The sequence below is a fragment of the Aliidiomarina minuta genome, from assembly GCF_003987145.1.
Lineage (GTDB): Bacteria > Pseudomonadota > Gammaproteobacteria > Enterobacterales > Alteromonadaceae > Aliidiomarina > Aliidiomarina minuta.
In genome coordinates this window covers 693,866-715,609 of the sequence record NZ_PIPL01000001.1, presented here as the reverse complement: position 1 = coordinate 715,609, position 21,744 = coordinate 693,866, and the positions used below count along the sequence as shown (strand labels likewise).

Sequence of the window (21,744 nt, the reverse complement as noted above, 5' to 3'; positions counted from 1 at the left end):
TATGAGTCACAGTACGAAGTCAGCATCAGACTGGCACAAAGATACTATCGCCATTCATGGCGGCGAAGCGCCTCAGGATCCCCATGGTGCCCTGGTTCCCCCTATGTATCAGACCTCTACCTTTGTATTTGATAATGCAGCCCAGGGCGGCCGGCGTTTTGCTGGCGAAGAAGAAGGTTATATGTATTCACGCCTGGGTAATCCTACGGTCGCTCAGCTTGAGCAACGCGTCGCTGAGTTGGAAGGTATGCAGGCCGGGGCGGCTTCAGCTACAGGCATGGGCGCTATTTCAGCAACTATGCTGGCGTTTTTAAAGCAGGGCGACCATGTAGTGGCTTCGGATGCGATTTATGGTTGTAGTTTTGCTTTATTTAGTCATTTATTTGAGCGTTTTGGTATCCATGTCACTTTTGTCGATATGTCCGACCTTGCTGCCACCGAGGCTGCCTTTACCGATAAAACGCAATTGGTGTTCGTTGAAACTCCCGCCAATCCACATCTCAAACTCATTGATATTCAAGCTGTTGCCAACTTTGCTCATCAACGTCAGGCGCGACTGGTTGTCGATAACACCTTTATGACTCCTTTGTTACAGCGACCAGCAGAGCTGGGTGCTGACCTGATAGTGCATAGCGCAACTAAGTATCTGAATGGACATGGTGATGTAGTTGCCGGCGTAGTGGTGGGTAATCAGCAGGATATTGAATTAATTAAATTAACTACCTTAAAAGATATGGGCGCTACGATGTCAGCTCACGACGCCTGGTTGATACTGCGTGGGCTAAAAACATTGCCGATACGTATGCAACGGCATTGTGAAAATGCGTTGCAGGTAGTTGATTTTCTGCAAAGTCAGCCAGCGGTTAGTCGGCTATATTTTCCTGGTCTGGAGACGCATCCTGGTTACGCAATTGGGCAAAAACAAATGCGCGCAGCGGGTGCGATTATCGCTTTTGATATGCGGGACGGTTATGAGTCCGCTTTGCAATTACTGAATAATCTGAAAATGATTAAACTAGCGGTAAGTCTGGGAGATGCGGAAACTTTGATTCAACACCCGGCGTCCATGACCCATTCACCTCTGACTCCTGAAGCGCGAGCAACAGCTGGTATTGGCGATGGGCTGGTGCGTCTGTCTGTCGGGTTGGAGCATAGTGACGATATTATCGCTGATCTGAAGCAGTCATTTGCTACCATTGGTTAATTTTGGCAGCAATAGTTTACAGCCAGCAAAACTGGCCCATTTGCTAGTTATGAGCTGCCTCGGGTAGTTTAGTGTCCATTAATAATAAGATGTAAGTTTAATCTGCTAACAGCAACAGGAAATAATCATGGCAAAAAAGCAAAGTCAGTACGTATCGCGTGAGCCAGACGAGAATGGCATTATCGCCTGGAGCGATGAAGAAAATGCTATATGGCGGGATTTGGTTGAGCGTCAGTTAAAACTGATGCCCGGTAAAGCTTGTGATGAGTATATGGCTGGACTGGATCTTATCGACTTCCCGAAAGATCGCATTCCGCAGCTCGGTGAAATTAATAAAGTATTAAGCGAAACAACAGGCTGGCAGGTTACTCAGGTACCAGCACTGATTCCTTTTGATGAATTTTTCCGCCTGCTGGCAAATAAAGAGTTCCCGGTCGCTACCTTTATCCGGACCCGGGAAGAATTTGATTATTTGCAGGAGCCGGACATATTTCATGAGATTTTTGGCCACTGCCCGTTGTTAACCAACCCGGCATTTGCTGAATTTACCCATACCTATGGCAAACTGGGTTATGCGGCGACGCCGAAAGAGCGGGTTTATCTGGCTCGCCTGTACTGGTTTACGGTGGAGTTCGGTTTAATGAAAACTGAGCAAGGTCTGCGTATTTATGGCGGAGGCATTTTATCTTCACCTGGTGAGACTGAATATGCGGTGAACAGTGATAAACCAGAACGTTATCCATTGAAAGCTTTGGATGCGCTGAGAACTCCGTATCGAATCGATATTATGCAGCCTGTTTACTACACTATTGAGTCAGTTGAAGAGCTGTTTAAGATTTCTGAAATGGATATTATGAGCCTGGTACACGAGGCTATGGAGTTAGGTTTGTATGAACCTAAGTTTCCACCTAAACCAAAACAGGATACTAACGCCGCCTAGTCGGCAGAAATTTTATGAGTGAAGGAAAGACAATGACTGATTTGAAACAACAAGAATGTGAAGCCTGTCAGGCAGATGCTCCTCAAGTGAGTGATGAAGAACTGACGACTTTAATGCGTGAAATCCCTGAATGGGCAGCTCCCAGTCGCGATGGCGTGTTGCAGTTGGAGCGTGAGTATAAATTCAAGAACTTCAAAAAAGCCTGGGCGTTTTGTGACAAAGTGGCCGAGTTGGCTGAGCAGGAGTTCCATCACCCGACATTGACCCTCGAGTGGGGCAAGTTAACGGTGACCTGGTGGACTCATGCTATTAATGGTTTGCACAAAAACGATTTCATAATGGCTGCTAAAACCGACGCCTTGCTGGACGATTAAAGCAAAGCAGGTTAAATATTAATCAGTTGGCAGTTATTCATCGCTGGCAGCACTTTGTCTATCGACAGGTGCTGCTTTTTTATTTCAGGCGCTGTATAATTTTTTTTACACTTTGGTCGTGCTGAGACTTTATGCGCCTAGAAATTACATGTGAAGACAGACTGGGATTATGCCAGGAAATTCTGGCTATTCTGCGAGAGAACGAAATTGATCTACGTGGTATTGAAGTAGATCCGGTAGGTAAGATATATCTTAATTTCCCCGCTCTTGAGTTTGCTGATTTTCAGGAATTAATGCCTAAGATCCGCCGCATACCCAATGTGGAAGACGTTAAAACGACGCCTTACATGCCTTCTGAACGCGAACACTATGAGTTCAATATGTTACTGAGCACTTTGCCAAATCCGGTTATATCGGTAGATGCAAAAGGCCATATTGACGTTATCAATAGTGCTGGCGCCGCTTTGCTTAATCAGGATAAAAGTGAACTAAAGGGGGCCTGGGTTGATGACTGGCTTGGCGGTTATTCGGTGGTTCGCTGGCTAGAGAAAAAGCCACAGGAAGCGACGACAGCGCAGGTTAAGTGTGGTCGTTCCGCTTATTATGCCAATATACTGCCGATTTGGTTAACCGATGAAGATGGTGAGCCTAGTTTTGCCGGCGCGGTTATTCATTGTCAGTCTGAGCCTGTGGGTATTCCTTCCTTGAGTGCTCAGGGCAGTGCTGCATTTTCTCATATCCTGACTCAGCACAGCGGCTTTCGACGTATATTAAAAGACGCCGAACGTATGGCGGGCCTGGAAGTGCCTTTGTTGATTGAAGGTGAAACCGGAGTTGGCAAAGAATTGATTGCGCGGGCCTGTCACAAAGCAGGCAGTCGCTCAGAAGCTGCGTTTCTGGCGGTTAATTGCGGCGCTTTGCCGGACAATGTAGCCGAGAGTGAGTTGTTTGGTTACGGCGCGGGTATTTTTAATAATCACCCCGAAGGCAAAAAAGGAATTTTTGAGCAGGCTGACGGCGGCACCGTTTTGCTTGATTCAGTGGGCGATATGTCGCCTGAACTGCAGGCTAAACTGTTGCGATTTATACAGCATGGCAGTTTTCGCCGTATTGGTGAAGAGGCTGAAGTAAGTGTCGACGTACGCATTATCTGTTCTGCGCGGGGCTCGCTCATGGATCCGGTCGAAAGTGGTGATTTCAGAGAGGACCTCTATTATCGCCTGAATGTATTGTCGCTGAACCTACCGCCGTTGCGCGAACGAAAAGGGGATGTGTTGTTACTTGCTGAGCATTTTTTACAGCAGTCCTGCCAACGCCTTGGGCGGCCGTTGGTGCGCATGAGCAGCGCCTGTCAGAACTATCTGACCCAATACAACTGGCCGGGCAATATCCGGCAGTTGGAAAATACGCTGTTTCGCTCGGTGTCTTTAGCTGATGGTGAACTACTTGAGCCTCAGGATATTCATCTGCCAGAGCTGCCGCCTATAAGTGACAGCCTGGATATTGATTTGGATGAAGCTTCCCTTGAAGAAGCAGTGAAAAGTTTTGAAGCTAGTATGCTGCGCCGACTGTACCCTAGTTACCCAAGTACCCGTCAACTAGCCCGCAAACTAGGTTTAAGTCATACCGCTATCGCGAATAAGCTACGCGAATACGGCATTGGGAAACAACGTCGTCGCGATTAAGTGTATAGCAAACGCAACAGCAGGCGCCAGATTGTATTAATTACTTTACATCTTGTGCGCCTTTTGTTGTGATCCCTCGCTAGTGTATAGAAATAGTTACAAACGCCTTTTTTCTGAGCGCCTCATCATTATCCAGAGGGTGCTATGCAAAGCTGCCCGCTCGCGCTACAACTTATAGCCTAATAAATAGAATTGACCCGGCCTGCAAATTGACAGGCGGGGCGTTGATGATGGAATGAGGATATAAACTATGAGCAATGATCAAATTAACCCGTTAGGCACTGATGGTTTTGAATTCGTTGAATATACCGCTGCTGACCCTAAAGGCATTAAAGATCTGAAAGAATTATTCACGCTGTTTGGTTTTACTGAAGTGGCCAAGCATCGCCGTAAGGACGTATGGCTGTATAAACAGAATGACGTGAACTTTATAGTTAATGCGCAGCCGTCCTCGCAGGCTGAAGAATTTGCCCGTGAGCATGGCCCTAGTGTTTGCGGTATGGCGTTCCGGGTCAAAGATGCGAATGTAGCTATGAAGCATGCGCTGGCCAACGGTGCTAAAGAATTTCGTCCGGACGTTGGGGCTATGGAGCTGAATATCCCTGCTGTCTATGGCATTGGCGAAAGTGCTTTGTATTTTGTTGATCGTTATAAAGACGGCAAGAGCATCTATGATGTGGATTTCCAGTTTTATGATAACTGGGAAGCTGAGATGAAGAAAAACGAAGCGGGCATGGATTATGTCGATCATCTTACCCACAACGTATTCCGTGGCAATATGGATGTCTGGGCCGGTTTTTACGAGCGTATCGGTAATTTCCGTGAAGTGCGTTACTTTGACATTGAAGGCAAGCTGACAGGCCTGTTAAGTCGAGCGATGACTTCTCCTTGCGGTAAGATCCGGATTCCAATCAATGAATCCCATGATGATAAGTCACAAATCGAAGAATACCTGCGCGAGTACAAAGGCGAAGGCATTCAGCACATAGCCATGAGCACTGACAATATCTATAAAACCGTGCGTGATTTGCGTGAAAAGGGTATGGAGTTCATGTCTACACCTGATACTTATTACGACAAAGTGAATGAGCGTGTTGAAGGCCATACCGAAAGCCTGGATGAATTGCGTGACTTACGTATTCTGATCGATGGCGCGCCGATGAAAGATGGTATTTTGTTGCAGATTTTCACCAAAACTGTGATCGGCCCTGTGTTCTTTGAAATTATCCAGCGCAAAGGCAATGAAGGTTTTGGCGAAGGTAACTTTAAGGCGTTGTTTGAATCTATTGAAGAAGATCAGATACGCCGGGGAGTGTTAAGCGATGCGTAAGTGGATTTCCTTTCCTCAAAAACAGGGTACAGCGTCGCGCCAGGCGCACGCTGACTTTCCTGAGGAAGCGATTTATGAGCGGGAAGCGGGCCGTAGTGGCTTTTTCGGTCCTGCCACCCACTTTCATCACCAACATGCGCCAACCGGTTGGAGCGAGTGGCAGGGGCCTTTACGGCCTCGTGCCTTTGATTTTAATGCGCTAAAAGAGCTGGCGCCGGAATCGCCCTGGGCAGTGCCTTCGCTGCTGCACAATGCGTCCTGTAAGTTTCGTTTATGGGATGTGAAGCAGCCGATGAAAAAGCTGGCGCGTAATGCTGACGGCGATGATTTGCTGTTTGTGCACGATGGCGCTGGCGAGCTGTTCTGTGATTACGGTCATATGACGTTGCGGGACGGAGACTATGTAGTGATTCCCCGTTCTACTAACTGGCGCATTGAACCTACCCAGGACATGCGCTTGCTGATGATCGAAGCGACCAATGATTCCTATCAGTTGCCGGAAAAAGGCCTGGTGGGCAATCATGCGATCTTCGATCCGGCGGTGCTGGATGTGCCTCAGATCGATGACGCTTTTAAGGCTCAGTACAGTGAAGACGAGTGGCAGGTTGAAGTGAAGAAACACGGTGCCGTGTCTCTGGTGACCTTTCCTTATAACCCGCTGGATGCGCTCGGCTGGCATGGTGATCTGGCGCCGGTGCGTGTGAACTGGCGTGATATTCGGCCATTAATGAGCCACCGCTATCATTTGCCGCCTTCCGCGCATACTACTTTTGTAGCCGCTCGTTTTGTGGTTTGTACTTTTGTGCCCAGACCTATAGAAAGCGATCCGGGTGCGTTGAAAGTACCTTTCTATCATAATAACGATGATTATGATGAAGTGCTGTTTTATCACGCGGGTGATTTTTTCAGCCGTGACAATATAGACCGGGGTATGGTTACATTCCATCCCGCAGGATTTACTCACGGACCCCATCCGAAAGCGTTTCAGGCTGGGCGTGAGCACAAGAAAAAATTCACTGATGAAGTTGCTGTTATGCTGGACACACGGGATTCGCTGGAGGTGGGTGAAGCCGCCGATGCCGTCGAAAACCCTGATTATGTCTACAGCTGGCAGGAGAAGGAATAATTTATGAAATTAGCTACTTATAAAGATGGCAGTCGCGACGGCCTGTTGGTTGTTGTTAGCAAGGATTTGTCGCGCGCGGTTAAAGTGCTGGAAATTGCGCCCACCATGCAATATGCATTGGATCACTGGGATACTGTAGAACCTAAGCTTAAAGAAGCTTACGTAGCCTTAAATAATGGCAAGTGCAGCGACGATTTTGCGTTCCATCAGGATGAGTGTGAATCACCATTACCACGTGCTTACCAGTGGGCGGATGGCAGTGCTTATGTCAACCATGTCGAATTAGTGCGTAAGGCGCGCAATGCGGAGATGCCAGAGAGCTTCTGGGAAGAACCATTGATGTATCAGGGTGGGTCTGATTCCTTCCTGGCACCGCGGGAAGATATAGAAATGCCTTCTGATGAGTGGGGTATCGACTTTGAAGGCGAAATCGCCATTATCACCGACGATGTGCCTATGGCAGTTAAAGCCAGAGATGCGGACAAACACATTCGTTTGCTGATGCTGGTTAACGATGTGTCTCTGCGCGGTCTTATCCCGGGCGAACTGGCTAAAGGTTTTGGTTTCTTCCAGTCTAAACCGTCTTCAGCGTTTTCTCCGGTCGCAGTTACACCGGATGAGCTGAACGACTCATGGAAAGACAACAAACTGCACCTGCCATTGCTGTCTACATACAACGGTGAGCTTTTTGGCAAGCCGAATGCCGGTCAGGACATGACCTTTGATTTTTCACGCCTGGTTGAACATGCCGCCAAAAGCCGCCCATTAGCGGCCGGTACTATTATAGGTTCAGGTACGGTGTCGAATAAGCAGGGCACTGATCACGGTAGCGCTATTAGTGAAGGGGGCGTCGGTTATAGCTGTATAGCGGAAGTACGTATGATTGAAACCATTCGTGATGGTAAACCCGCTACTCAGTTCATGAAGTTTGGTGACAGCATTCACATGGAAATGCTGGATAGTCAGGGCCATAGTATTTTTGGTGCGATTGAACAAAAAGTTGTTAAGTACGACGGAGCCTGAATATGCAGCTATACGGATACTGGCGGTCATCCGCCAGTTATCGGGTACGCATTGCCTTGCATTTGAAAGCACTGGATTTCGAATATAAGGCCGTGCACCTGATTAAAGATGGCGGTGAGCAGAAGTCAGCGGATTATGGGCAACTAAACCCGGCTCAGTTAGTACCGACGCTGGTTGATGGTGATCTGCAGCTGAATCAGTCACTGGCTATTATTGAATATCTGGATAGCCTGTCAGGCCCACGTTTGCTACCTGAAGACGCTAAGCAGGCCGCTATTGTGCGTATGCTGGCTTATGATATGGCATGCGATCTGCAACCTATTGTTAATTTACGGATACTGCAGTATGTCAGTGGCACACTGGAAGCTGGTGATGAAGGCCGTAGTGCCTGGATCAAACACTGGGTAGATAAAGCTTTTACGGCGTTTGAAAGCCGTTTACAGACTTACGCAGGCACCTATTGCGTCGGCGACCAAGTGACTCTGGCGGACCTTTGTCTGGTGCCCCAGGTATATAATGCGCAGCGCTTCGGTGTTGACTTAACACCTTATCCTACCTTGATGGCGGTACACGATCGCCTGCAGCAGCTGCCAGCATTTGCCAAAGCAAGACCTGAGGCACAGCCTGACGCTGTCGTTTGACCATTGACCGCAGCAGCGCTCGCTATCAGCGAGCGCTTTTGTTTTAATAGGTCAGCTTTTCTTATGGCAAGGACAATAAAAAATGAAAACTAAACTCTATCTGGCAATTGCTTCTGCGTTGCTGACAGTCTCTTGTGCCGCTACTGATAGCGATGTAACTGAGGCTTCAGGCAACGATTATGCGCCGGCTGAATATCAGCCTCAGGCTACTTCCACTACTTCTGATCAGCGGATAGCGCTGACTCAGATCATGGCTGATACTGAATGGGTGGCACGTTCCCCGGAAAATCCTTACTGGTCTTATGACGGGAATGCAGTGTTCTTTGAACGCAAGCGTGAAGGCTCGCCTTTGCGTGACTTACATAGCCTGCTTTTGAACCAGCAGGACGAGGTTGCAAAAGTCGACATCGCTGAGCTGCATGAACATGACTACAGCAATGCTGTGTATAACGATAACCGTGATATGCAGGCTTATGTTTTCGAAGGCAATATTTTCGTCCGTAACCTGCAAAGCGGGCAACTGCGGCAGTTGACCCGTGACAGTGAAAACAAAAGCAACTTACAGTTTTTGAATGACGGCCGCCTGGCGTTTCGTAAAAACCATACTTTTATGGCGGTTGACCTGGATTCAGGCTTTACCGAAACCCTGGCCAGCCTGCGTATGTCACGGGAGCCTCAAGGGGTGACTGAACCTGGCGATTATCTGGCGCGCGAGGAAGTTGATCTTATCGAATATAATCAGGTTCAGCGTCGCCAGCGACAGGAACGTCATGAGCGCCAACAGGCATTGCAGGAGCGCAATCCAAGCCTGGCGCCTAAGCCTTTTTATCTGGGTGAAGGTAAACAGGTTGCAGAAGTCAGTCTTTCTCCCGCAGGAACAAAGATGCTGGTTGCTGTGACTGACTCGCAAAGCTGGCGTGGTGAGGGTGATTTAATGCCGCGTTATGTGACGGAGAGCGGGCGCATAGAGAACCAGGAAGTACGCCGGCGGGTTGCCGATGCCGAACCTGTGCATCATGAACTCTATTTGCTTGACCTGACCAGCGGTGAAAAATCAGCATTAAGTTACGATAGCCTGCCTGGTTTTGATGAGGACGTGTTGGCCTCGGTGCGCGAAGAAAACTACGCGGAACGTGGCGAAAGCTATGAAAGTGAACCCAAAGAGCGGGCGATTGAAGTTATCTCTCGCTGGTCTGCTGGTCAAGGCAACATCAACTGGACTCAGGATGGCGAGCAGGTCGCAATAATGTTCCGTGCCTGGGACAATAAAGATCGCTGGATAGCGACGCTGGATTTTGATAATGCAGAGCTGGTCAATCAGCATCGTTTGCATGATGAGGCCTGGATTAACCGTATATTCAATGATTTTGACTGGATACCTGGACAGAATGCTATCTGGTATTTATCCGAAGAAGATGGTTATTCTCATCTGTATGTGCGGGATTTGGACAGTGCCACCACACGGCAGCTTACTCAGGGCCAGTACATTGTGGATGAAGTCACTATGAGTCAGGCAGGGGACTTCCTGTATTATCATGCCAACAAACCCAGCCCGGGCAACTATGAGATTTACCGGGTGGCAATAGCCAGTGGCGAGCAGCAGCAGTTGACCGATCTTGGTGGTATTAATAGCGCCGAGTTAAGCCCAGCCGAAGACCAACTCCTGATAACGCATTCTTCTGCGTTACGCCCACCTGAGCTGTATGTGCAGCCTATAGGCACATCAGGGCAAGCACAGCGCCTGACCCATACTATCAGCCGTGAATTCAAGTCGCTGCCCTGGAAACGGCCAGATATAGTGGCGGTGCCTTCCAATCATGTAGATGAACCTATTTATAGTCGGGTGTATTTACCCGATAATTTTGACCCTAATCGTGCGGAACAGTACCCAGCGGTAGTCTTCATTCATGGTGCCGGTTATCTGCAGAACGCCCATGGAGGCTGGTCTAACTACAGCCGTGAATTCATGTTTCACAATAAACTGACCCAACAGGGTTATGTGGTACTGGATTTGGATTTCCGTGGTTCCAGAGGTTATGGACGTGACTGGCGTACCGCTGTATATCGTCAGATGGGTTGGCCTGAGGTGGAAGATCTGGTTGACGTAGTGAGCTGGATGGGCGAGAACGTGAATGTAGATGTGGAGCGGGTAGGTACCTATGGTGGTTCTTACGGTGGTTTCCTGACCTTCATGTCATTGTTCAATGAGCCTGGTTTATTTAAAGCTGGTGCTGCGTTGCGCCCAGTAACTGACTGGGCTCACTATAATACCGGGTACACCTCCAATATTCTCAATTTGCCGCAGGATGATGCTATTGCTTATCGTCGTAGCTCACCGATTTATTTTGCTGAAGGCTTAGAAGACGCGTTGCTGATCAGTGCGCCTATGGTGGACGATAATGTGTTCTTCCAGGACTCTGTGCGTCTGGTGCAGCGGTTGATTGAGCTGGAAAAAGAGGACTTTGAAACGGCTATCTTCCCGGTCGAACCCCATGGTTTTGTGCAACCATCGAGTTGGTTGGATCAGTACCGTCGTATTTATAAGTTATTTGAAGACAATCTGAAGTAACTGAGCGTCTAAGTTAAGGGAAAAGCCCCGCCGGTGAAAACAGGCGGGGCTTTTTTTTAATCTTCCTTGGCGTTTTTTGTCAGCCTTGCCGGCGGTTTACGTAACGCGGGGATCGACAAAGCACCACCCAGTGCACCACCTAAGTGACTGTAATACGCAACCTGAGCGCCCAACCAGCCGGCGTCGCCACTGGCTAATGTCATTTCAAAAATGAGCTTCGCGATGACCAGGGCCAGCAAAATAAAACCCCACTGATTTTTCTCCCGTAACATACGCAGTGCTGCAAAGATGACCACGCCGTGTAGAACACCTGAAAGACCCGCAAAGCTGGCATATTGTTCGGCCATCCAGGGTAATAAGCAGGCAAATACCGCGCTGAAGAAAATAACATTGAGCAAAATACGGCCCTGTACATAACGACGAAAGGCTATGCAGATAACCACAAAGGCGAGTGCGTTGCTGAGCAGGTGAAGCAGGTTCAGGTGCACAAAATGAGCACCAATAATGCGCCAGGGCTGGGTAAATAAGAGATTTCTCTCATAAGCTAAAGCGTCCAGAGCATTAGGTGTATTGTGTAAAGTGAAGAGTACCGCTAGAAGTAAAGCGGGTACCCAGAGTGAAGGCGAGCGAAAAAGAATGAGGTGACGCGACGATAGCATGTGTAATCCTTAAGATTGTATTGGTATCCTATGGCCTATAATAGCCCGCTTTAGTTGTCAGACTCAAAAGGATAGTTATGTTGTTTTTCCGATCGCCCGCGTTCTGCGTTTTAGTTCTCACGTTTAGCATTATCGGTTGCTCGCCTCAGACGGAGGAGATTGAAGCCTATGAACCTGAGGCCGCTACAGGATTTCAGCAGCATCAGCTGGAGCAGGCAGAACATTATATGGTTGCTGCGGCTAACGGGTATGCGGTGGAATCCGGCCTTAATGTGCTGGCTCAGGGCGGCAATGCTATTGACGCGGCAATTGCGGTTCAGGCCATGCTGACGTTGGTTGAACCGCAATCATCGGGTATCGGAGGTGGAGCTTTTATCTTGTACTGGGATGCTGCGGAAAAGGAGCTGCATACGCTTGATGCACGTGAGACTGCACCTGCTGCTGCCAGCGCCGATTTATTTCTCGATGCAGAGGGAGAACCTGTCCCATGGATAGATGCTGTGGTGGGGGGGCGCTCTGTTGGAACACCCGGCCTTTTGCATGGTTTAGATATGGCTCATCAGCGCTGGGGGCGTTTACCCTGGGATAGTCTTTTTGATGATGCAATAGTACAGGCGGAGCAAGGGTTTATGGTGTCGCCCCGTTTGCAACAGTTATTGGAAATGGACATTAATCCGGGTGTGCGTCAGCTAACCACTACCCGCAATTACTTTTTTCCGGACGGTAGTGCCTTGCAAGCAGGAGATGTGAAGCGCAACCCGGAATTAGCGAGTAGTTTACGCAAGGTGGCGAATGAAGGGATAGATGTTTTTTATCGCGGTGAGCTGGGTAGCGATTTGGTTGCTGCGGTGCAGAATGCAGAAATTGCACCTGGGGTGCTGACTACTGAAGATTTATCTAAGTATGAAGCGACCTGGCGTGAGCCGGTATGTTCAGACTACCGCAGCCATCAGGTATGCAGTATGGGGCCACCCAGCTCTGGCGGTATTACTTTATTGCAAACTTTAAAAATGCTGCAAGGTTTTGAATTAAGCGAATATGATATTAACAGTAGTCAGCCCTGGCACTGGTTTACCCAGGCTTCGCGGCTGGCTTTTGCTGATCGGGACCGGTATCTGGCGGATAGTGACTTTGTCGAAGTTCCCGTAGAGCAGCTGTTGGATGCTGAGTATTTACGTCATCGTGCTCAGTTGATCGGTGATGAGGATATGGGCCCTGCAGAGGCGGGTATTTTCTCGGGTTATGCCGAAGAAGTGGCCGGGGTTATTCAATATGAACAGCCTAATACCACTCAAATTAGTATAGTGGATGCAGAAGGTAATGCTGTTTCGATGACCAGTACTATAGAGATGGGCTTCGGTTCAAGTGTAATGAGCAATGGTTTTTTGCTGAATAACCAGCTTACTGATTTCGATTTTCAGCCGCAAACCGAAACTGGGTTGGCGGCAAATCGTATAGAACCGGGCAAACGTCCGCGTAGTTCAATGTCACCGGTCATGGTTTTTGATGGCGATCAGAGTCTTCGCCATGTGCTTGGATCACCCGGTGGGCCGCGAATTATCAATTATGTGACGCAAACGGTAATGGCGCTGATTGATTGGGAATTAGATATTCAGAGCGCTATTAACTTGCCTAAAGTTACTAACCTGAACGGACAGACAGCTATTGAAGAAGACGTAGCGCCTGAGTTCTGGGCGGACGAATTCAGACAGCGTGGGCATCAACTTCAGGTAAGACCATTGAACAGTGGTTTGCATGGTATTACTATCGAATCGAGTGGGCTTTTATATGGCGGGGCAGATCCTCGTCGCGAAGGTGTAGCGAAAGGGCAGTGAAAGCCTTAAGACGGGAGTAGTTATGCGGTATCAGAGGTTGTCAGGCATTCACGCTTGTTTGCTGATTATTTTACTATCTGTGATGGTTGGCTGTTCGGAAGAAAAACGAGAAACGGAAGCCCATGAGCAGGCCGAAGCATTCTTTAATGCTTTATATAATGAGCGGGATATGGAAAAAGTCGCAGAACTCGCGAGTGAGGATTATCGCAGAGTATTAATGCACTACGGGGCGTCTTCGTCTATCGGGCGTTATCTTTATAATATGAACTTTGATGAAGTAGAAATCATTGCCGATCGGCGTGGCATTTCTTTATATCAGGACCGGGCAGATACTGCCCGGGTTCAGGTTAGTTTTACCGGCATGCACGCCGGTCGTAAACGCGAAAGTTTACGTGAAGTAGTTATGATAAGAGAGAATGGAAACTGGCGCATAGACAGAGTACTGGATGGCCCTATGAACTAGGGCCATTGCTCTTATGCTTGTTTTTTGCGTTCCTGGTAAGGAGGCCATCCGAAGGCTTTACCAGCCAGTAAATGCAAATGAATATGGTATACCGTTTGTCCACCATTGTCGTTGCAGTTCATGACGGTTCGATAACCGTCAGCGGCAAAGCCGTCGCGTTCGGCTATCTGGGCTGCAACCCAGTGCAGATGGCCGATAATCTCACGATCCGCTGAAGTAATATCGTTAGCGCTGGCAATAGCTTTTTTGGGAATGATTAATAGATGTACAGGAGCCTGAGGGTTCAGGTCCTTAAAGGCCAGAGCTACCTCGTCCTCATAAACGATATCGGCAGGTATTTCACGGTCTATAATTTTACTGAAGATGGTTTTTTCAGTCATGGCAAGCCCTTAACACTAATGGATGTATGTTAATGGTAGGTGCTTTAAGTATTAAGCTCAATACGCAGCAGTAAATGCTGTGGGATATTATGGAGAGAGAAGCAATGATAGTTGATAAAGAAAATCGAAATTTTTACCGGATGATGCTGGATGCAGAAGCTGAAGTGCAAATTGGTGATGAGAGCCTGACCGGTATATGCAAAGACTTGAGTGCTACTGGCCTGGCACTGGAACTGAATCATGAGCTTGATATGGGGCAGGTCATAGGTGTCACTATAAAGGGTGGCACCGTGCAGTCGTTATCCATGCAGGTAAAAGTGCTCAGGGTTGAACGACTCAATGAAAACCGACTTGTTTATGGATGCGAGGTGGTTTCCATGAATTGAAGCCTGACAAAGTGATAGCAAAAAAGCTTTGAACTGAGTAAATATCCTTCCATACCAGCCTCTTGTTACGTTGTAAGTTACGCCTATAATCTGCTTTATAGGCGATTAAATTCGAAAATAGTATCTTGACCAGGGAAACACAAATACCTACTATCAAAATCAGGACGGACTAGTCAGTCCTATTTATGTGTTGTATAAAACCCTGAGCAAGAGGTTAACAATGGAGATAAAAAAAACGGTAGGTCGGCCCAGTAGTCGTCATTTTATTCTGATGCAGGGGTTGCAGCTGGCTGCAGAAGAGGGCGTCAAGGGGTTCACCATGGAAGCACTGGTAAATAAAGCGAACCTGACTAAAGGAGGCTTACTTTACCACTTTAAGGGAATGAGCGACCTGGTCTGGCAAATGCTGGTCTTTTATTATCGGGAAAGTGTAAAAAATCATTTCCTGGAGTCGACAGAACTTGAATCAGTATCCTTTGAGCAACTTATTGCGGTAATTGACTCTATGCCTGTGGAAGCAAATGTTGAGTCTTTATTTATAAAGCATGCACTTGAAAATGAAACTTTTCGAGAACGTCTCATTGCAGCATTTAAGCGGCAAAATATAGCTACAAATGACGGGTTGGTCGATCTTTATGCTGCTGTAGGCCACAGGGTTATAAAAGTCTACGGGATCCTGGATGAAGAATTGCTTGAATATGCTTAGTCCTATATAATTTCGGACTGACCAGTCCGTCTATTGAGGTTTGTTGTAAAATGGTTGTAGGGTGTAAAGGCAAGCGGGTGCATAAACCGGCTGAAGAGCGGCAGCATGAAATACTGGAAGCGGCGGCGAAAATTTTTTCAAAGTGCGGTTATCAGGCGGCAGATATGCAGGTGATCGCGGATAAAGCGGGGGTTGGCAAAGGCACCGTTTATCGATATTTCCCCAGTAAAGAAGAGCTTTTTAAGTCTGTTCTGCATGAAAAGCTGGATATGCTTCGTTGCATTATGGAAAAAGCCCATGACGCAGAAACTGACCCTTTAGCCCGTTTGCGGCTGGTGATGAAAGCTCATATGTGTTTTTTCGAAGATAATCCCGAGGTGCTTGAGTTATTTGCTCAGGAGCGGGCGGAGTTTCGCGATAAAACACAATCTGTTTATTTCATGCGTGTATCTGAAAACCGGGATGACTGGCTGCATCTATTCTCTGATATTAAAGCGGCTTACCCGGTGCGCGATATCAGCGTAGAAGACATGCGGGATGTCTGCGCGGATCTCATGCATGGAGCCGTCATTTTGCATGATTTGCCATTTAATAAAAAATCTTCCAGCGAAAGTCTGGAGGTTATTTTCGATTTCTATGTTCAGGGTATTTTGCAGCATAAATAATACCGAGTACTTATTTTGAAGGATTTACAAGTTTAATGGAGTGTTTTTAATGAAAGTTGGTAATGTATTTTCAGGTCGTTTTGTATTTCGATCTGTGACAGGTATAAGTGTTCTTGCGTTGTTAGCGGCCTGTGGTGGCGATCCTCAGCAGCAAGGGCAGCAGATGCCGCCGGCTCCAGTAACGGTGACGCAAGTCAGTGCTGAAGATCTGACGCACTACGGGACTTACGCAGGTCGTGTGCGAGGTGCAAGGGAAGTAGAAATCAGCGCTCAGGTTGCTGGCATTTTAAAAGAACGTCGTTATGAGGAAGGTTCCTTTGTTGAAGAAGGACAGACCTTATTTCAGATTGACCCTGAACCTTATGAAATCCAGGTAAGTTCAGCCCGGGCCGAGCTTACTGATGCGCGTTCCGCAAACCGTCAGGCACAAAGTGAATGGGATCGTGTGTCAGGTCTGTATGAGCGCAACGCGGTCAGCCAACGTGATTACGAGCAGGCAAGAAGTAACAGAGACGCCGCTCAGGCGCGTATCGAACGTGCTGAAGCGGCACTGGCGGATGCGCAACGGAATCTGCGCTATACCCGCGTAGAAGCGCCGGTCTCTGGTATTGCTGGCATGGAGAATATTTCCGAAGGTAATTTAATCCAGTCGGGTACCTCACTCACTCATGTGACGCAGACGGATCCTATACGAGTGCATTTTTCAGTGCCGGAAAATGATGCCTATCAGCAGCGCACCCAAAGACGCGAGGAGTCGAAGCAGGACCTGATGCGTCAGGCCTGGGCGATTTTGCCGGATGGCACTGAATACACTGAAGTAGGGCGTATTAATTTTATCGACCCTCGGGTTGATGCAGCGTCGGCCAGTGTGTCCATGCGCGCTGAGTTTGATAACTCTGAAGGAGCGCTTATCCCTGGCCAGTTTATCCGTGTGCGAGTGGTGTTGAGTGATTATAGCGATATTTTCCTGATTGAACCTTCTGCAGTTAACCAGGGCCCCGAAGGCGCTCAGGTATTTTTGCGTGATGGTGATACGGCCCGTGCGCAGCTGGTTCAACTCGGACCTGTGGTTGATGGCAAGCAACTGGTTCTTGATGGCTTAAGTGAAGGCGATGAACTTATTGTCAATGGGATTGCAGGCATAGCTGATGGTGCATCTATTGCGGTGAATGATAACAGTAGCGAGGAGGGTTAAATGTTACGTTTTTTCATTGACCGTCCACTCTTTGCATCGGTTATTTCAATTATTATTATGTTGATGGGTGTGGTCGCTTTACGGGCCTTGCCTATTGAGCAATATCCGGATGTAGTTCCTCCTCAGGTTGTTGTGAATGCTATCTATCCCGGCGCGAGTGCCGAGGTCCTGGCAGAGGCCGTGGCTGCGCCGTTGGAGCAGGAAATTAACGGTGTTGATGACATGCTGTATATGGAGTCGACCAGCAGTGATGCTGGCATGCTGCAGATTTCCGTTTCTTTTGCCATGGGCACCGACCCGGATCAGGCTGAGATTAACGTCAATAACCGGGTTCAGGCGGCACTTTCACGTTTACCCCAAATTGTTCGCGATCTTGGTGTTCAGGTCCAGTCGCAGTCGACCAATATTCTTATGGTTCCGGTGCTTTTCTCTCCGGATGATTCCCAGCGAACGCTCGATCTTAGTAATTATGCGTTAATCAATGTCCTGGACGAATTGTCACGCTTACCGGGTGTGGGCGATGCCTCTTTGTTCGGACCTGACGATTATTCCATGCGTATCTGGACGGATCCGGCGAAACTCGCAGAGCACGGCTTAAATCCTGCTGATATTGCGGCCGCTATAGGTTCACAGAATCGGCAGTATGCGGCAGGTCGTTTCGGAGCAAACCCGGCGCCAGAAGGTCAGGCTTTTACTTATAGTGCGACCACCAGTACCCAGTTGAGCGAACCCGAAGAATTTGAAAATATCATTTTACGTTCTGATGAACAGGGCGCTTCACTGCGCCTGCGAGACGTAGCTGATGTTGAGTTAGGTTCGCAGAATTATGATTTCTCGGCGGTCTATAATGGTCAGCCTGCGGTCCCTATGGGTATATTCCTGCAGCCCGGCGCGAATGCGTTGGAGACTGCTGCTGGTGTACGTACCGCGTTGGAAGATATGCGTTCACGCTTTCCTGAAGGCATTGATTTTTATATCCCATATGACACCACAGAGTTTATCGAAATCTCAGTGAAAGAGGTGGTCACTACTTTACTGATTGCAGTATTACTGGTGGTGCTGGTTACCTTCTTATTCCTACAACGTTTCCGCGCTACTTTGATTCCGGTGGCGGCTATACCTGTGTCTCTTATTGGTACCTTTGCAGGTATGCAATTGATGGGCTTTTCTATCAATATGCTGACTTTGTTTGGGTTGGTACTCGCGATTGGTATTGTGGTGGACAACGCCATTATCGTAATGGAAAACGTTGAACGCCTGATTTCTGAAAAAGGCATGAAAGCGCGTGACGCTGCGGTTGAAACCATGAAACAGGTGTCTGGTGCTGTAGTTTCATCGACGCTGGTGCTGGTTGCGGTATTTGCGCCAGTTGCTTTCCTCGGTGGTTTGAGTGGCGAACTCTATCGGCAATTCGCAGTGACCATTGCCGTTTCTGTAGTGGTTTCAGGTGTGGTCGCATTGACCTTAACACCGGCTATGTGCGCACTCTTTCTGGATGGTCAGAAACGAGAGGTTTCTAAGCCGTTTCAGATATTCAACCGTGGTTTTGAACGTTTAACCAATGGTTTTGTGGGCACTGTGAGCTGGTTGATTCATCACTGGATTATCGGTGTAGGTCTGTTTGCATTGAGTTCAGTGTTGGCTGTATTTTTGTTAACCCGTATGCCTGGCAGTCTGGTACCTCAGGAAGATCAGGGTGTTGCTATGTTATACGCTCAGTTACCTGCAGTATCGTCGTTGAGTCGCACTGAAGAAGTGCGTAACAGCTTGTCTGAGCAACTATTAGCTATGGATGAAGTGCAGGATTTCACTTCATTTGCTGGTTTTGACATTATTGCCAGTACACTGCGAAGCAATACCATGGCGGGTTTCATCAATCTCACTGACTGGTCTGAGCGAGGCAGCGCCGAGCAACATGCACAGGCCATTACTCAACGTGTTATGGGTATGGGATTTGGTGTACAGGAAGCCAATGTGTTGGCTTTTGTGCCGCCTCCTATTCAGGGATTGTCATTGACCGGAGGGGTTGAAGGTTACCTTCAGGTGCGTGAACAGTCTACGCCTCAGGAAGTTGAAGCCATCGCACAACGGGTGGCCGCGGCTGCCAATGCAAGACCTGAACTTATTAACGCCCGAACTACTCTGGATACCAGTATTCCACGCTATCACATAGAAGTAGATCGTGAGAAAGCACTGGCTATGGGCGTCACTCTGGACAATGTCTTTAGTACCTTGCAAAGCACATTAGGCTCTTTGTATGTGAATGATTTCACTTACTCAGGTCGTTTGTGGCAGGTCAACGTGCAGGCGAAAGGCGAATATCGTACTCAGCCTGATGATCTACGCCATGTATTTGTCCGTTCAGAGCAGGGGATTATGGTACCTCTGAGTTCACTGTTATCCGTGGAACGGATCAGTGGTGCGGACATCATTAACCGCTTTAATATCTTCTCTGCGGCTAAAATCATGGCCGATCCAGCGCCTGGTTTCACCACAGGTCAGGCAAAAGATGCTTTAGAGCAGGTGGTGGCTGAAGAGAACGGTTCTGCCAATATCCAGTTAGGCTGGATTGGTGAAGCCTTCCAGCTGGATGAAGCAGCTGGTGCCGGTGGTGCTGCCTTCGGTCTTGGTTTGCTGATGGTGTTCCTGATCCTGGTGGCTCAGTATGAGCGTATTACACTGCCCCTGGCAGTTGCTACTGCTATACCTTTTGGTGTGTTAGGTGCCGCGGGGGCTTCTTTATTGAGAGGCTTCCCTAACGATGTGTATTTCCAGGTGGGGCTGCTGGTGTTAATAGGTCTGGCGGCTAAGAACGCCATTCTTATTGTCGAATTTGCGGCCCAAAACCGTAAAGAGGGCATGAGCTCAACAGAGGCCGCTATCGCAGCAGCACGTCAGCGTTTCCGTGCCATTCTGATGACGGCTATGACCTTTATTATTGGTACCTTGCCATTGGTATTTGCAACGGGCGCCGGTGCAGCCAGTCGTCAGGAAATAGGTACTGTAGTGGTTGGCGGCATGCTGGCAGCCAGTACTCTGGCGCTACTTTTTGTACCACTGGGCTATAAGCTGTTTGAAGACCTGTCAAACTGGCGTTCAGAACGTAAGGGAGGCACTCAGAATGCATAAATCAATTATCGCAGCAACGCTAGCTATACTACTCAGTGGTTGTGCCATGGGGCCTGATTACCAGGCGCAGGAAATGGAATTGCCTGAGCACTGGCCTGAACAGCTGGAACAGTCCTCTGAGCAGCAGCAATCCTGGCAACAGTGGTGGACTCGTTTTGAGGACCCAGCGTTAACGGCATTAGTCGAACGCGCTCTGGATGACAATCTGGAGCTGCAGTTGCAACTGCAACGTATTGAACAGGCCCGTGCTCAGCTGGGGCTGAGCAATGCTAACCGCTGGCCTTCTTTAAGTGCGCAGGCGGACGCTACCCGGGAACAACAACCTGCCGGTATATTTCCACCCGAATTGGGCGGAGGCGCGCCGCGCAATCAGTTCGCTGTGTCCGGTGTATTGAGTTATGAACTGGATCTCTGGGGTCGTGTTGCACGCCAGCGCGAGTCGGCGATTGCCCAACTTGAAGGCTCATTGTACGGCACTGAAGCGGTGCGTCTGAATCTGGTAACTGAAGTGGTAACTACCTACTTCAATCTGCGAGCCGCGGAACAGCAGTACGCCACTGGCCTGGATACATTGGAATCGAGACGGGAAACCTTGCAGCTTGAAGAATATCGTGACGCCAGTGGCGCCAGCGATCCTTTAAGTATTCGTCAGGCGCGAGCTGAGCTGGCAGGGACTCAGGCTTTATTACCTGAGTTAAGGCAGCAGGTACATACCTTGCAAAGTGCATTGGCGATGTTGGTTGGTTACTCCGCTGAAGAATTACTTCTGGAAATGGATTTTGGCGATAGCCGTTTAGCGGATATTCAGTTGCCCGATGATGTGCCTGCGGTAATGCCGTCTGAGCTATTGCAGCGACGGCCTGATGTCAGAGCAGCGGAGTCGTCAATGATCGCGGCCAACGCTCAGGTCGGTGTGGCTATGGCTGAACGTTGGCCGAGTCTTAACCTGAATGCCATGATAGGCACAGCGGCGCTGGATACCAGCGATCTTTTTACATCTTCGTCAGAAACCTGGAGTCTGGGGGCTGGCCTGGCAGGGCCTATCTTTGATTTCGGGCGCCGACGGGCGAATGTAGAGAGCGCAGAAGCCCAAAGTGCACAAGCGCAGATTGAATATCAGATGGCCGTAACCAGTGCTTTTCGTGATGTACGGGACGCTTTAACGCTTTATCAGAACTCAGAGCAACGGGTAGCGGCGATTCGTCGTCAGACGGATGCTATCCGGGAAACGGTAGAAATGGCTGAAATTCAGTACGAATTAGGTGCTATTGGTTTTTATGAGTTACTCAATGCGCGACGCGAGCTGATGAATGCAGAGATGAACCTGAGCGATGCAGTGAGTGATCGTTTAATTGCCTCAGCTTCATTATTTAAAGCTATGGGTGGTGGCTGGAATGAACCTGATGCTGATGAGTATGTCTCTGAAGGTTAGTT

General features: G+C 48.6%; 19 protein-coding genes. 17 read left to right on the top strand and 2 right to left on the bottom strand.

What is annotated here, in order from left to right; genetic code table 11:
• Nucleotide 1: 1 nt before the first annotated feature.
• From megL to CWE09_RS03365, 9 genes are all read left to right on the top strand, one after another.
• Nucleotides 2-1,204 (top strand): methionine gamma-lyase, encoded by a 1,203-nt coding sequence (gene megL, locus CWE09_RS03405; RefSeq protein ID WP_126802609.1) that lies wholly within the window; start codon nt 2-4, stop codon nt 1,202-1,204.
• 127 nt (nt 1,205-1,331) lie between these two features.
• The gene (phhA, locus tag CWE09_RS03400) at nt 1,332-2,144 is read left to right on the top strand and encodes a phenylalanine 4-monooxygenase (protein WP_126802608.1); all 813 of its coding nucleotides are present in this window, start codon (nt 1,332-1,334) and stop codon (nt 2,142-2,144) included.
• A gap of 32 nt (nt 2,145-2,176) precedes the next feature.
• The gene (locus CWE09_RS03395; RefSeq protein WP_126802607.1) at nt 2,177-2,518 is read left to right on the top strand and encodes a 4a-hydroxytetrahydrobiopterin dehydratase; all 342 of its coding nucleotides are present in this window, start codon (nt 2,177-2,179) and stop codon (nt 2,516-2,518) included.
• A 131-nt stretch (nt 2,519-2,649) separates the two neighbouring features.
• Nucleotides 2,650-4,203: a transcriptional regulator TyrR gene (tyrR, locus tag CWE09_RS03390; protein ID WP_126802606.1), complete on the top strand. Its 1,554-nt coding sequence runs from the start codon at nt 2,650-2,652 to the stop codon at nt 4,201-4,203.
• 250 nt (nt 4,204-4,453) lie between these two features.
• A complete protein-coding gene (gene hppD / locus CWE09_RS03385) occupies nt 4,454-5,533 on the top strand; it encodes a 4-hydroxyphenylpyruvate dioxygenase (RefSeq protein WP_126802605.1) in 1,080 nt (359 codons plus the stop codon).
• Nucleotides 5,526-6,659 (top strand): homogentisate 1,2-dioxygenase, encoded by a 1,134-nt coding sequence (locus CWE09_RS03380; protein WP_126802604.1) that lies wholly within the window; start codon nt 5,526-5,528, stop codon nt 6,657-6,659. The genes hppD and CWE09_RS03380 overlap by 8 nt, the downstream gene beginning before the upstream one ends.
• A gap of 3 nt (nt 6,660-6,662) precedes the next feature.
• A complete protein-coding gene (locus CWE09_RS03375) occupies nt 6,663-7,682 on the top strand; it encodes a fumarylacetoacetate hydrolase family protein (RefSeq protein WP_126802603.1) in 1,020 nt (339 codons plus the stop codon).
• Between the two features lie 2 nt (nt 7,683-7,684).
• The gene (maiA, locus tag CWE09_RS03370) at nt 7,685-8,323 is read left to right on the top strand and encodes a maleylacetoacetate isomerase (protein ID WP_126802602.1); all 639 of its coding nucleotides are present in this window, start codon (nt 7,685-7,687) and stop codon (nt 8,321-8,323) included.
• 82 nt (nt 8,324-8,405) lie between these two features.
• Nucleotides 8,406-10,892 carry a S9 family peptidase gene (locus tag CWE09_RS03365; RefSeq protein ID WP_126802601.1) on the top strand — a complete coding sequence of 829 codons (2,487 nt, stop codon included), beginning with the start codon at nt 8,406-8,408 and terminating at the stop codon, nt 10,890-10,892.
• Nucleotides 10,893-10,948: 56 nt separating this feature from the next.
• Here CWE09_RS03365 and rrtA read toward each other — a convergent pair whose 3' ends face one another.
• Nucleotides 10,949-11,551 carry a rhombosortase gene (gene rrtA / locus CWE09_RS03360; RefSeq protein ID WP_126802600.1) on the bottom strand — a complete coding sequence of 201 codons (603 nt, stop codon included), beginning with the start codon at nt 11,549-11,551 and terminating at the stop codon, nt 10,949-10,951.
• A gap of 77 nt (nt 11,552-11,628) precedes the next feature.
• Here rrtA and ggt point away from each other — a divergent pair, with 77 nt between their 5' ends.
• On the top strand, nt 11,629-13,386 hold the full coding sequence (gene ggt, locus CWE09_RS03355) for a gamma-glutamyltransferase (protein ID WP_126802599.1): 1,758 nt from the start codon (nt 11,629-11,631) through the stop codon (nt 13,384-13,386).
• Between the two features lie 22 nt (nt 13,387-13,408).
• Nucleotides 13,409-13,849, top strand: coding sequence for a hypothetical protein (locus tag CWE09_RS03350; RefSeq protein ID WP_126802598.1), 441 nt, complete (start codon nt 13,409-13,411; stop codon nt 13,847-13,849).
• An 11-nt stretch (nt 13,850-13,860) separates the two neighbouring features.
• Here CWE09_RS03350 and CWE09_RS03345 read toward each other — a convergent pair whose 3' ends face one another.
• A complete protein-coding gene (locus CWE09_RS03345) occupies nt 13,861-14,229 on the bottom strand; it encodes a histidine triad nucleotide-binding protein (RefSeq protein WP_126802597.1) in 369 nt (122 codons plus the stop codon).
• Between the two features lie 104 nt (nt 14,230-14,333).
• Here CWE09_RS03345 and CWE09_RS03340 point away from each other — a divergent pair, with 104 nt between their 5' ends.
• The 6 genes from CWE09_RS03340 to CWE09_RS03315 all read left to right on the top strand — a co-directional run bounded on the left by CWE09_RS03340 (nt 14,334) and on the right by CWE09_RS03315 (nt 21,742).
• A complete protein-coding gene (locus CWE09_RS03340) occupies nt 14,334-14,615 on the top strand; it encodes a PilZ domain-containing protein (protein ID WP_157982801.1) in 282 nt (93 codons plus the stop codon).
• Nucleotides 14,616-14,835: 220 nt separating this feature from the next.
• Nucleotides 14,836-15,321, top strand: coding sequence for a TetR/AcrR family transcriptional regulator (locus tag CWE09_RS03335; protein ID WP_126802595.1), 486 nt, complete (start codon nt 14,836-14,838; stop codon nt 15,319-15,321).
• A 77-nt stretch (nt 15,322-15,398) separates the two neighbouring features.
• On the top strand, nt 15,399-15,986 hold the full coding sequence (locus CWE09_RS03330) for a TetR/AcrR family transcriptional regulator (protein ID WP_157982800.1): 588 nt from the start codon (nt 15,399-15,401) through the stop codon (nt 15,984-15,986).
• A gap of 49 nt (nt 15,987-16,035) precedes the next feature.
• Nucleotides 16,036-17,181, top strand: a complete 1,146-nt coding sequence (locus CWE09_RS03325) for an efflux RND transporter periplasmic adaptor subunit (RefSeq protein WP_126802593.1) — start codon at nt 16,036-16,038, stop codon at nt 17,179-17,181.
• Nucleotides 17,182-20,310, top strand: a complete 3,129-nt coding sequence (locus CWE09_RS03320) for an efflux RND transporter permease subunit (protein ID WP_126802592.1) — start codon at nt 17,182-17,184, stop codon at nt 20,308-20,310.
• On the top strand, nt 20,303-21,742 hold the full coding sequence (locus tag CWE09_RS03315; RefSeq protein ID WP_126802591.1) for an efflux transporter outer membrane subunit: 1,440 nt from the start codon (nt 20,303-20,305) through the stop codon (nt 21,740-21,742). Before CWE09_RS03320 ends, CWE09_RS03315 begins: the two co-directional genes overlap by 8 nt.
• The last annotated feature ends 2 nt before the right edge of the window (nt 21,743-21,744 follow it).

Bases quoted from the DNA above. Each gene is read 5' to 3' on its own strand.
- CWE09_RS03320 (WP_126802592.1), top strand. From the start codon at position 17,182: ATGTTACGTTTTTTCATTGACCGTCCACTCTTTGCATCGGTTATTTCA.
- phhA (WP_126802608.1), top strand. From the start codon at position 1,332: ATGGCAAAAAAGCAAAGTCAGTACGTATCGCGTGAGCCAGACGAGAAT.
- CWE09_RS03325 (WP_126802593.1), top strand. From the start codon at position 16,036: ATGAAAGTTGGTAATGTATTTTCAGGTCGTTTTGTATTTCGATCTGTG.
- CWE09_RS03350 (WP_126802598.1), top strand. From the start codon at position 13,409: ATGCGGTATCAGAGGTTGTCAGGCATTCACGCTTGTTTGCTGATTATT.
- CWE09_RS03340 (WP_157982801.1), top strand. From the start codon at position 14,334: ATGATAGTTGATAAAGAAAATCGAAATTTTTACCGGATGATGCTGGAT.
- rrtA (WP_126802600.1), bottom strand. From the start codon at position 11,551: ATGCTATCGTCGCGTCACCTCATTCTTTTTCGCTCGCCTTCACTCTGG.
- tyrR (WP_126802606.1), top strand. From the start codon at position 2,650: ATGCGCCTAGAAATTACATGTGAAGACAGACTGGGATTATGCCAGGAA.
- CWE09_RS03380 (WP_126802604.1), top strand. From the start codon at position 5,526: ATGCGTAAGTGGATTTCCTTTCCTCAAAAACAGGGTACAGCGTCGCGC.
- ggt (WP_126802599.1), top strand. From the start codon at position 11,629: ATGTTGTTTTTCCGATCGCCCGCGTTCTGCGTTTTAGTTCTCACGTTT.
- CWE09_RS03315 (WP_126802591.1), top strand. From the start codon at position 20,303: ATGCATAAATCAATTATCGCAGCAACGCTAGCTATACTACTCAGTGGT.
- megL (WP_126802609.1), top strand. From the start codon at position 2: ATGAGTCACAGTACGAAGTCAGCATCAGACTGGCACAAAGATACTATC.
- hppD (WP_126802605.1), top strand. From the start codon at position 4,454: ATGAGCAATGATCAAATTAACCCGTTAGGCACTGATGGTTTTGAATTC.
- CWE09_RS03375 (WP_126802603.1), top strand. From the start codon at position 6,663: ATGAAATTAGCTACTTATAAAGATGGCAGTCGCGACGGCCTGTTGGTT.
- maiA (WP_126802602.1), top strand. From the start codon at position 7,685: ATGCAGCTATACGGATACTGGCGGTCATCCGCCAGTTATCGGGTACGC.
- CWE09_RS03365 (WP_126802601.1), top strand. From the start codon at position 8,406: ATGAAAACTAAACTCTATCTGGCAATTGCTTCTGCGTTGCTGACAGTC.
- CWE09_RS03395 (WP_126802607.1), top strand. From the start codon at position 2,177: ATGACTGATTTGAAACAACAAGAATGTGAAGCCTGTCAGGCAGATGCT.
- CWE09_RS03345 (WP_126802597.1), bottom strand. From the start codon at position 14,229: ATGACTGAAAAAACCATCTTCAGTAAAATTATAGACCGTGAAATACCT.
- CWE09_RS03335 (WP_126802595.1), top strand. From the start codon at position 14,836: ATGGAGATAAAAAAAACGGTAGGTCGGCCCAGTAGTCGTCATTTTATT.